9 protein-coding genes (1 of these 9 only partly in view) are annotated in these 11,363 nt (G+C 41.5%); all 9 read right to left on the bottom strand.

Going from position 1 to position 11,363, the window contains the following annotated elements:
• Window positions 1-412, bottom strand: the 5' portion of a protein-coding gene (locus tag THMIRH_RS03065; RefSeq protein WP_173290647.1) for a response regulator. 191 nt of this gene lie to the left of the window's left edge; 412 of the gene's 603 nt are visible here — the first part of the coding sequence; it begins with the start codon at window positions 410-412; the stop codon falls past the left edge of the window.
• Between the two features lie 43 nt (window positions 413-455).
• On the bottom strand, window positions 456-824 hold the full coding sequence (locus THMIRH_RS03060) for a response regulator (protein ID WP_173290645.1): 369 nt from the start codon (window positions 822-824) through the stop codon (window positions 456-458).
• Between the two features lie 26 nt (window positions 825-850).
• Entirely contained in the window at window positions 851-1,288 is a 438-nt protein-coding gene (locus THMIRH_RS03055; RefSeq protein ID WP_173290643.1) for a nitrogen regulation protein NR(II), read from the bottom strand.
• A gap of 2 nt (window positions 1,289-1,290) precedes the next feature.
• Window positions 1,291-3,105 carry a HAMP domain-containing sensor histidine kinase gene (locus THMIRH_RS03050; RefSeq protein WP_173290641.1) on the bottom strand — a complete coding sequence of 605 codons (1,815 nt, stop codon included), beginning with the start codon at window positions 3,103-3,105 and terminating at the stop codon, window positions 1,291-1,293.
• On the bottom strand, window positions 3,095-3,961 hold the full coding sequence (locus THMIRH_RS03045) for a phosphate/phosphite/phosphonate ABC transporter substrate-binding protein (RefSeq protein WP_198415242.1): 867 nt from the start codon (window positions 3,959-3,961) through the stop codon (window positions 3,095-3,097). Before THMIRH_RS03045 ends, THMIRH_RS03050 begins: the two co-directional genes overlap by 11 nt.
• 178 nt (window positions 3,962-4,139) lie before the next feature.
• The gene (locus THMIRH_RS03040) at window positions 4,140-4,628 is read right to left on the bottom strand and encodes a GlcG/HbpS family heme-binding protein (protein ID WP_173290639.1); all 489 of its coding nucleotides are present in this window, start codon (window positions 4,626-4,628) and stop codon (window positions 4,140-4,142) included.
• A 270-nt stretch (window positions 4,629-4,898) separates the two neighbouring features.
• Window positions 4,899-7,397: a glycogen/starch/alpha-glucan phosphorylase gene (locus THMIRH_RS03035; RefSeq protein ID WP_173290637.1), complete on the bottom strand. Its 2,499-nt coding sequence runs from the start codon at window positions 7,395-7,397 to the stop codon at window positions 4,899-4,901.
• Between the two features lie 127 nt (window positions 7,398-7,524).
• On the bottom strand, window positions 7,525-8,988 hold the full coding sequence (glgA, locus tag THMIRH_RS03030; RefSeq protein WP_173290635.1) for a glycogen synthase GlgA: 1,464 nt from the start codon (window positions 8,986-8,988) through the stop codon (window positions 7,525-7,527).
• A 173-nt stretch (window positions 8,989-9,161) separates the two neighbouring features.
• Window positions 9,162-11,336 (bottom strand): 1,4-alpha-glucan branching protein GlgB, encoded by a 2,175-nt coding sequence (glgB, locus tag THMIRH_RS03025; protein WP_173290633.1) that lies wholly within the window; start codon window positions 11,334-11,336, stop codon window positions 9,162-9,164.
• Window positions 11,337-11,363 lie beyond the last annotated feature (27 nt).

The raw sequence follows: 11,363 nt of genomic DNA, 5'->3' as shown, positions 1-11,363 counted from the left end.
AGCCGTCCATTTTTGGCATCATCAAGTCTGCCAAAATAACATCTGGCTTGTGAGAACCGACTTTCATCAGGCCTTCATAACCATTTAAGGCGGTGACAACATTGACTTTTAAATTTAAACTTTCTACCACTTTCACCAATAATTGCACGGTCACTAAATCGTCTTCTACAATTAAAACTGTCATGGCATCAGAATCCATCGCTTCAGGAACGACATCATCTAATGTTGAAGGGCCGCGATTAAAGCTGGCCAAATATTCATCGACAGAACTTCTCAGCAATCGACGATGGCCACCAGGTGTTTTCCAAGTTTGCAACACACCTTGATCCGCCAGTTTTTTAACGACCGTTTTAGAAACCCCGATTAAGCTACAGGCTTCGGTTGTTGTAATATATTCAGTTTGTTGAACCATACTCATCTTACCTTTCAGTGTCTTGAATTCATTTTTAAAAGAATTATATCTGCTTTTCGAACTTTTCGACAGCAGTTATTAAGTTAATTGGACTGAAAGGCTTGACTAAATATTCATCAGCACCGGCATACTTGGCTTCTTCTTTATCGTCATCAAGCGCTTTGGCAGTTAGCATGACCACTTTAATGTGATTTGTTTCTGGATTGCTTTTGATTTTACGACACAAATCAAAGCCATCAAATGCCCCCGGCATCATGACATCCAATACAACCAAGTCTGGTTTGAAAGAATCAATCATCGGCAAAACATCCGAACCATTATCGACCTCGGCTATTTCATCATTTCGATTAGTCAAGGTCATTACCACTAATTTTCTGATCATATCCTGATCGTCTACAATTAAAATTTTCATTTTAAACTCCTTTGTTTTCATTTTATTTATCCAATGAAAGGCCAAGGAACATGATTTTCTTCATCTTCATCGTCAACCGCTTTCACCGGAACAATCCATCCATTTTTAACTTGAAACAATCCAAGCATTAATTTTTTAAAGTTATTTTTAGCGGTTAGGATTTCGGAGTCAGACGCTTTTTTCATCATCACTCTAAAACCGGCATGCTTGCCTTCCAAATAAACCCTAGAGGCAGTAATCACTACCCAAAGGGAATGCCTCCCCTTAAGTCTTATCGTGGTTGAATAGTTTTGCCCCGTATCTAAAGACAAACACATATCTTCAATTAACTTAACCGGCACAATTTGACTGATTAAGTCAGACAAAAAATGCCCCACCAACTGCTCTACCTGAGCCCCCATCGCCTCAGCCAAATCAGAACTGACAACCACCACCTTACGACTTTTGTTGCATATGATTTCCATATCTATCCCTCGACACTCCCTTTAACAGGAAGACTAATCACGATACAAGTCCCTTTGCCGTAAGTACTTAATACTTCAAATGATCCCTTATGTAACTCCACAATTTCTTTTGATAAGGCTACTCCTAATCCTGTGCCGGGAATCTTGCCGCTTTTATCTGCGCGCCAAAATCTTTGGCCAATCTGCTTAAGCTCATCCGACTTTAACCCTTGGCCTTTATCATTGACCAACAAACTGACTTGGTCTGCTTTGTCTTGCAAAACAAAAACCTCAACCGTACTGTCCTTGGGTGAATACTTCAAAGCATTGCTATAAATATTGGCAATTGCGCGATAAAGTTTGTCTTTATCACCTTTTATGAGAGGCAAATTTGCCGCAATATTCAAACTGTGATGAACGGGATGTAAGCTATAAGGATGATTTGCAACCACTTCCCTAACCAACAACCCTAAATCCAATGGTGCCAAAGTTAAACTGCTTTGATGCGAAGCATCTAACTGCGCCAAATCTAACAACTCGGTAATCATGGCAATTAATCGTGATGATTGTTGATGTATCATCTTGTAAAGTTCTTTGGCTTGTTCAGGCGGATAATCTCTTGCCATGAGCAGCTCTGTAAAACCAAAAATACCGGTAACGGGCGTTCTAAATTCATGCGCAGCATGCGATAAAAAGTTATCTCGCATTTCATTCATGCGAAACTCTTCGGTAATATCAAACATATAAATGGCCAGCCAAGCTGATTCTTTCCCTGACTTAGCTAATTTAATGGTTCTCTCAAGAATTCTTATCTCACCTCTAACATCCAATTTCAAAATGTCATGATAAGTTTTATCTTCTTTAGCGTTCAGCTCACCGTTTGCGATAAGGTCGTTCACCAAGACCAACTCATCAGATACACTCATGATTTTTAATAAGGCATCAAAATCGTCAATCTTGCGGTCAACAATGCTGTAGCACTCAAAAACATCTTTAAAAGCACTGTTTACAAAGAGAATATTGCTGTCTTTGTCGCAGAGCATATAGGCGCCCTCAGCAATATTTAATAACGCATGTAATTGAGTGTTGGCGGTATCTGTTAAATGCTTTTGATACTTTATAGAGCCCAACATTTGGTTAAAGGTAGCAGCCAAACGCCCAAACTCATCTTTAGAGCTGACATCCAGCGTAAAATCTAAGTCGCCTTGAGCAACTTTGTTTGCCCCTTCTTCTAATAATTTTAATTGACGGGTTAAATAAAGCCCCAATACAAATGAAAACAATCCTGAAGCTAACAATTCAACTAAAGCAATCACAATGAATTTGTTTTTGGCTTCATCAAAAGAACTTTCTAACGCTTTTACACCATAACCCAATTGAATCTCACCAAACTCCGTATCATAAAAGGAGATTTTGTAAGACTGGTCATAGACCGCATCGGTTAAATTCGATAAAAAGTTATCTGCTTCGAAAGGTTGACGCAATAATTCCGCATCACCACCTTGAGCAAGCAATTCATTATTGGCATAGACCCGAACATATAAGATATTTTTGTTGCTTAATGCCGAGCTAATGTAATCTTCAATGGTGGCGACATCTGATGCCAATAAGGCATTCTCAATGGCACTGGCAAATATCTTGGTGGCAACGCCGGCAGTGTTTTCTACATACTCTTGCTGTGTTTTTTGAATGTAACTGAAGGTTTGAAATAACAAAAAACTCAATAAAAAAGCTTCGATTAGACCAACGCCTATAATCGTTTTAATTCGAAATGAAAATGGATTTACGCCAAAAATAATCGTTTTAGCGGGAATCTGCTCTATTGGGTTAGTTGGCATTTGGGCTTCCAGACACTTGCTTCATTTTATCCAGCAAGCGAATATCTAAATCTCTCACATCCTGCCAATCACTGTCTTGCGCAGCTACAATACTTTTAAACTTAATGGCTTCTAACAACTTGCGACCTTCAGGTGTGTTAGACAAATTGAGCATAGCCTTTTGTAACTTTAAAACATCTGCCCAAGGAACCGTTTCAATGGCTGCAAATGCATGAGGGGTATAACCTTTGGATGTCCAAAAAACGGCCAGCTGGTCACGAATTGCGGGCTCAAGATTGGCAAAAGTTCTTTCGATACCGCCCCCTGCAATCGCACCGCCCATCGCCACCGTTTTGTAAACAGACTCATGAGAGGACGTATATTTATCAAGGGGAGTTACGCCGATCTTTTGCATTTCTGCTTTTGGAATAACGGTTGCGGCAAAGGCCGCAGGGGCAGGAAAAGCCACCTCTTGGTTATTTAAGTCTGCCAAGTTCATGGGTAACTTATCTTTTCTGGCCACTAAAACGCCTTTTATTTTTTTGTTACCCTGCATTGCAAATGCCTTATAGCCCGCTTTTTCACTAAAAATCGTATAGTGATAAGGATTCATGTAACTGATGTCATATTCTTTTCGCAAAATGCGTTGCTCATATTCTGGGATATTGGGCGCTGTTTTAAACATGAGTTTAAAGCCAGTTTCTTTTTCTAAGGCTTTTAGAATGGGTAACCAGCTTTTAACCAGAGTAGAAGCCGATTGCTGAGGCACTATGCCAAAGGTATAGGTGGGGACAGAATCTTTAGCCATAACGGCTGCGGAGGTTGCGCCCAGAGTGCAAATTACGCCAAAGAACACCAATCTTACTAAAGGAACCACAACCACCTCGCAATCGATTTAAACAATCTTTTAATTCTTAATTCGCAAATATTATATCTTTAGTTCGATTTAGTCAATAATTTATACTTCTTATTTTAATTTTTTCTAAGTGAAAAAAAACCGGCTTAAAAGCCGGTCTTAAATGATTTGATTTTTTGCAACTGAATTGAACGTACCGTTATAGCATTTCCAAGTCGTCAATTACAGCTGCCAATCCTGCTGCTGCGCATTTTTCATCGTCTTTACCATCAGGTGCGCCACTCACGCCAATGGCACCATAGAGTTTTCCGCCCGCTTGAATCGGTACTGAACCTGCCATAAATGCCAAATTAACATTCATGCTTTGCAAAGGACTGTTAGCACGCCCTTCTAAACCAGACCCTTTGACATTAAACATGACCGAGGTATAGGCTTTTTTATAGCTGATTTCTAAAGAGACCGGTGGCGCAATGGTGTCTCTTAATTGCGCTTGGATAATACCGTTACGGTCAACAACCGATACGCTGACGGGAATCCCCTCTGCGCGGCAAGAAGTAATGGTTGCCATGGCAATCTTATTGGCAACATCCATAGAAATGCGCGATACATTAACGGTCATCGGGTCTTCTGCGGCTGCGCTTAAACTGACGGCAATTAAAGATGCTGCGAGTGTTTGAGTTAACTTCATGTCAATTCCTCCAAATTGGTTTAAGTGTGAATTTGTCCGAATCCAGTATATCAAAGTTTTTTATGTACATAAGCCATTAATACTTATGGTTCAGCTTTTAGTCATTATTTTTATGCACTCAAATTTACCTTAAAAGCCTCAAAATTTAACCAGGCCTGGTTATTTTTAGGCTTGTTTTGGCGGTTTTAAGCCTTTTGGCGAAAACTATAAAACAAAAAACGCCCTTGCGGGCGCTTGGTTAACAATGTTAAAGGCTTAAGCAATTAGCCATTATTTGGCGTTATGTGCAATAGGCGTTAACTTCCAAATGTCACGGTTATATTCCATCATGGTTCTGTCGGTTGAGAACACACCACTTCTGGCGGAGTTGATAATACTCATGGTATTCCAACGCTCGTGATCTTGGAAAGCCAAGCCAATGGCTTTTTGAGTATCAATATAACTTCTGAAGTCCGCTAAAGTCATCCAAGGGTCGTTAGATGACTTGATAGAACTGATGATGTCATTGAAGATACCTGGCTCAAACTGGTTGAAGTGCCCCGATTCTAATAATCCCAAGACCGCTCGCAAATCTTCATCCGAATCGATAAAATGGTGCGGATTGTAATGGTGGCGCATTTCTTCTACTTCTGGTGTTTTTAAACCGAACAAGAAAAAGTTTTCTTCACCAACCGCTTCTAAGATTTCAACGTTTGCACCATCCAAAGTTCCAATGGTAACCGCACCGTTCATCATAAACTTCATGTTACCGGTACCCGAGGCTTCTTTACCCGCCGTTGAAATTTGTTCAGACACATCCGTACCTGGACAAATAATTTCCATCGCCGAAACACGGTAGTTAGGAATAAAAGCCACTTTAAGTTTATTGCCGACATCTGGGTCATTGTTAACAATGTCTGCAACATTATTGACCAACTTAATAATGTTTTTGGCCATGGCATAACCAGGAGCCGCTTTACCACCAATAATCACACAACGATTCGTCCAGTTATCCACTTGACCACGCTTGATGGATGAGTACAGGTGAATCACATGTAACACATTTAATAACTGACGCTTGTATTCATGGATACGCTTAACTTGAACATCAAACAAAGAATCTTCTGGGAAGTCAACGCCAGTGGTTTTCTTGACCAGTTGCGCTAAGCGTTTTTTGTTTTCACGTTTAACTTTCATCCAAGAACGACGGAACTCTTTGTCATGCACAAAATCTTCGATTTTGCTCAATTGCGACAAATCGGTAATCCATTCTTCGCCAATTTTTGACTTTAACAAAGCGCGCAATCCTGGATTACTGCTGGCCATCCAACGACGCTGTGTTACCCCATTGGTTTTATTGTTAAAACGGTTAGGCCACAAACGATAGAAGTCATTAAACAAACCGTCTTTTAGCAATTGTGAATGCAAGGCGGCAACACCGTTAACCGAGAAACTGCCGACGATGGCTAAATAAGCCATACAAACATGATTGTGCTCGTCAATAATCGACATTTGGCGTAGTTTGTTTTGATCACCAGGCCACTTCATCGCAACTTGTTTTAAGAAACGGTGGTTGATTTCATAAATAATTTCTAGTGGGCGTGGTAATAGTTTTTCAAACAAAGGCACTGACCAGCGTTCTAAGGCTTCTGGCAATAAGGTATGGTTGGTGTAAGCCATACAGCTTGATACTATTTCCCAAGCCTTGGTCCATTCCATAAAATAGTCATCTAATAAAATGCGCATCAATTCTGCCACCGCCAAACTGGGGTGAGTATCGTTCAACTGAAACACATTGTACTGGGCGAAGTTGGTGAAATCGCCATTGTATTTATGATGCCACTGGCAAACAACATCCTGCAAAGACGCAGACACTAAAAAATATTGCTGACGCAAACGCAATTCTTTACCATTTTCGCTGGTATCGTTTGGATAAAGTACCATGGTGATATTTTCTGCAGCAGACTTATCGGACACGGCTTCAAAATAAGAACCTGCGTTAAATTGGGTTAAGTCAAAATCTTCTACCGCAGCCGCAGACCATAAACGCAGAGTATTTACTGTTTCGTTTTTAAAACCAGGAATTGGCACATCAAAAGGTACGGCAATCACATCACTGGTATTTTCCCAAAGAGAAGATAATTTGCTGGTATGTGGGTCGGTGAACATACGCGTTTGTCCGCCAAAACGAACAACACGCGTATATTCAGAACGCTGAATTTCCCAAGGATAGTTGCCAAACCCTAACCAGTGATCAGGCTCTTCGATTTGAAAACCTTCTTGAATGCGCTGCTTAAACATGCCATATTCATAACGCAAACCATAACCCATCACCGGCAGTTGCAAAGTGGCACAAGAATCCATAAAACAAGCTGCCAAACGCCCTAAGCCACCATTGCCCAAACCGGCATCACGCTCTGCATCTTCAATTTCTTCTAAAGACAAGCCTAAATCGTACATGGCTTTTTCGGTTTGTGTTTCAACGCCTAGGTTTAAAAGGTTGTTGGTTAAAGAGCGGCCAATCAAAAATTCCATCGACAAATAGTAGGCTTTCTTGATGTCGCCTTCGTTGTAGGCATGCCAGGTTTTTTTCCAGTGGTGCATCAAACGGTCACGCACCGTGTAAGACAGCGCTTTAAACTGGTAATAGGCGTCTGAATTAACATTGCGCCCAAGGGTGTTGTATAAGTAATGAACAAAACCTTCTTCTAGGTCTTTAACTTCTGAACCAAGCAATTGTTGCATTTCAGCAATCATCTTTGCCTTTTCAAATCCTTCTAGCGTTGACATAACGACTCCTTAAAGGTGAATCTTAACGGTTTATATTTTGTTGTGAGGTATGAATAATTTTGGGCACTATCAAAGACCATGCAGACTTGAATCATTTTCAAGCCTGCGTGTGTGAATCGAAATCTGTTTATTTGACCAGATCGATATAACGTTTTGCACTGATATCCCAACCAAAATTGACTTCCATGCCCGTTTTTTGGATTTTTTGCCAAGTACGTTTTTTGCCATACAAATGAAACGCATGTAATAAAGTAGACTTTAACGCATGACGACTTGGATCGTAAAAAACAAATCCTGTGGCTGTGCCAGCTTGAATATTCTCGTCTGTAGCATTCACCACTGTATCCGCTAAACCACCGGTATGATGGACAACAGGTAAAGTACCGTAGGCCAAGCTATAAAGTTGGTTGAGTCCGCAAGGTTCAAAGCGCGACGGCATTAAAAATAAATCTGCACCCGCTTCTACCTTATGAGCCAAGGCTTCTGAATAACCAATATAAATCATCACTCGATTAGGGTATTGATGCGCCATTTCGCTCAGGGCATATTCAAAATTTGGGCTGCCAGTGCCAACAAACACAAAACGGGCATCGGTTTTTTCTAATAGGTCTGGCAGCACTTCAAGCACCAAATCAATGCCCTTTTGCGGGACTAAGCGTCCGACTAAGCCGACCACAATCGCTTCCGACTCACTTACTTCTTGAGGAAGATCCCAAAAATTAAGCAAGGCAGTTTTATTTTCTTTTTTAGCCGCGACTCGCCCTTTTTCAGAAGAATAGGTGCGCTTGATATAAGCATCCGTTTCTGGATTCCAAACATTGGTATCTATACCATTCAAAATACCAATTAATCGTCCTTCTTTTTGGCGTTTAATTAAAGTGCCTTCAAGACCATAGGCAAATTCTTGATAACAAATTTCATTGGCATAAGTTGGGCTAACTGTCGTGACCCAATCTGCCATGACAATGCCCGCTTTTAACATGGACAAATTGTGATGAAACTCAACCGCTTCTGGATTCCACCATTCCCAAGGCAACCAAAGTCCATCAAACAACGCTTTAGGAAATAAACCGGCATAAGCCATATTGTGAATGGTAAATAAAGTTTTAGGTTTTTCAGCTTCCATCGACAGCAAGGCAGGCACTAAACCTGTTTGCCAATCATTGGCATGAACCACATCGGGTTTCCAGTTTAAGCCCACTCTGTCCATAGACAACTCAACAACGGCTTTAGAAAAAACCCCAAAACGCTCGCCGTTATCCCACCAGTCTGCACCATCGGGTGATAAGTAAGGATTACCAGGTCTGTTGAATAACTCAGGAACATCGACTAACCAAATAGGCACATCTATGCCCGTGGCTTTCACGCTGTGAATACGAACATGAACTTGTCGACCACAAGCTCCCACCATAAAGTCTGCAACTTGTTTAATGTGGTCAACTTTTTCCCAGATATCACCATAGGCTGGAATGACTAAACGCACTTGATGCTTTAGGTGTGCATAAGCATTTGGCAAACTGCCAGACACATCGGCTAAGCCGCCAGTTTTAATCAGTGGATGTGCTTCTGAGGTAGCAAATAAAATTTTCACGAGAACTCTTTTAACCTTTTGTAAGTTGTGTTCAGCAAACTGAACACTTTCAAGAAACCAACCTTTGGATTTCTTTTAATCATCATTTTGTGGCTTTAACCACGATCAATCTTCCTAATATTCACTTTTACAAGCTGTGTAAAAGTTCAGCCGTTAACCATCCTGTTAACGCTTTATATTTTCTTTAAAACCAATACTGACAAAGGCGGCAAAGTCAGTTCTGCTGAATAAGGACGGTTCATCCAAGGCTGATGTTCAGCCTCAATATAGCCACCATTACCCATATTACTTCCGCCATAGACTTCAGAGTCGGTATTCAATATTTCTTGATAAGTGCCCGCCTCGGGTAAGCCAATGCGATACAACTGGCGCGGCACAGGTGTAAAGTTAAATAGACACACAAATTTTTCTGTGTCGCTAACACGCAAAAAGCTCAAGATAGACTGTTCATAATCGTGACAATCTATCCACTCAAAGCCTGCACTTTCAAAATCACGCTGGTGTAATGCCGAATGGTTTTTATAAAGATGGTTTAAATCGCGCGACAGCAATTGAACCCCTTTATTTTCTGGGCGCTCACAGAGATACCAATCTAAACTGCGAGCATCTGCCCACTCACCAAACTGGGCAAATTCACTGCCCATAAACAACAGTTTTTTACCAGGGTGCAGTTGCTGATAAGCCAGCAAAATTCTTAGGTTAGCCATGCGCTGCCATAGATCACCTGGCATTTTGTTTACCAAAGAGTGCTTCATATGCACCACTTCGTCATGCGACAAGGGCAATATAAAGTTTTCTGAATAGGCGTAAATTTGACTGAAAGTCAATTGGTTATGGTGATACGGGCGATACACAGGATCATACTCAAAATAGTTGAGCGTATCGTTCATCCAGCCCATATTCCACTTCATAGAATAGCCCAAGCCCCCCATCCAAGTAGGGCGCGACACCATGGGCCAAGAAGTTGACTCCTCTGCCATGACCACAGTGCCGGGACATTGCGCGTGCACTTCTTCGTTTAAAACCTGCATAAACTCAATGGCTTCTAGGTTTTCACGACCGCCATGTTTATTAGGAATCCATTGACCGTGTTCACGAGAATAATCCAGATACAACATAGAAGCCACCGCATCCACTCGCAAACCATCAATGTGAAAATGCTTTAACCAGTACAAGGCGTTAGCCACTAAAAAGTTGCGCACTTCATTGCGTCCAAAGTTGAAAATATAAGTCCCCCAATCTTGATGCTCACCTTGACGAGGATCTTCATGCTCGTACAGTGCTGAACCATCAAAACGGGCTAAGGCAAATTCGTCTTTTGGAAAATGCGCAGGCACCCAATCCAAATACACGCCTATGCCATTTTGGTGACAGTAATCAACAAAATAACGGAAATCATCTGGCGTTCCAAAACGCGATGTTGGGGCAAAATATCCGGTGGTTTGATAACCCCATGAAGGGTCAAATGGGTGTTCAGTAATCGGCAATAATTCAATGTGGGTAAAGCCCATCCATTTCACGTAAGACACTAATCGATGCGCAATTTCTCGATAGTTTAAAAAACCACCTTCGTCGTCTAACTGCCAAGAGCCTAGATGCACTTCGTAGATATTAATGGGGGATTTCTGCCAGTCGAAAGTTTCTCTGGACTGCATCCAATCCGTATCTTGCCACTCATGCGCTGAGTTGAATACTAAGCTACCCGTTTTAGGACGCAACTCCATGGCTTGAGCATAAGGATCTGTTTTGATTAAACAGTGTCCCGTATTGCTATTACGGATTTCATATTTATAAATATCACCAGGGTGCAAGCCGGGAATAAACAACTCCCAAACGCCGTTTCCGATGGTGCGCATAGGATGACGCAAACCGTGCCAGCCATTAAAATCACCCACAACAGACACGCGACTGGCTGCCGGCGCCCAAACAGCAAACTGCACACCGGTGACACCGTCAATTTCTTTGTAATGTGCACCTAGATGCTCATAAACCTTCCAATGCCGCCCTTCAACAAACAGATGTAGATCTAATTCACCTAAGCCAGGCAAAAATGTATAAGGCGTAACCGCTTGATGCTCTGAACCATCCGCTTCTGTCCAATGCACCGAAAAATGCTGGGGTAATGTTTTCTTTTTTTGGCTAGAAATGGACGCTACAAATAAGTCTGTGCCTTCAATTCTTCCAAGCGGTATTTTGCCTTCAACATTCGCTGATTCAGCCGTGGGCAACCAAGCACGCAACACCCATCCCTTGCCCTCTTTGTGACACCCCAAAATTTGGAAAGGATCGTGATGTGTTCCGGCTTGCAGCTGCTGTATATCTTTTTCTATGGTTGAAATATCTATCATGCGAATGCTCTTCTTATTGATTAATTA

This window comes from Thiosulfativibrio zosterae, assembly GCF_011398155.1.
Taxonomy (GTDB): domain Bacteria; phylum Pseudomonadota; class Gammaproteobacteria; order Thiomicrospirales; family Thiomicrospiraceae; genus Thiosulfativibrio; species Thiosulfativibrio zosterae.
This window is presented reverse-complemented; position numbering and strand designations above follow the sequence as displayed.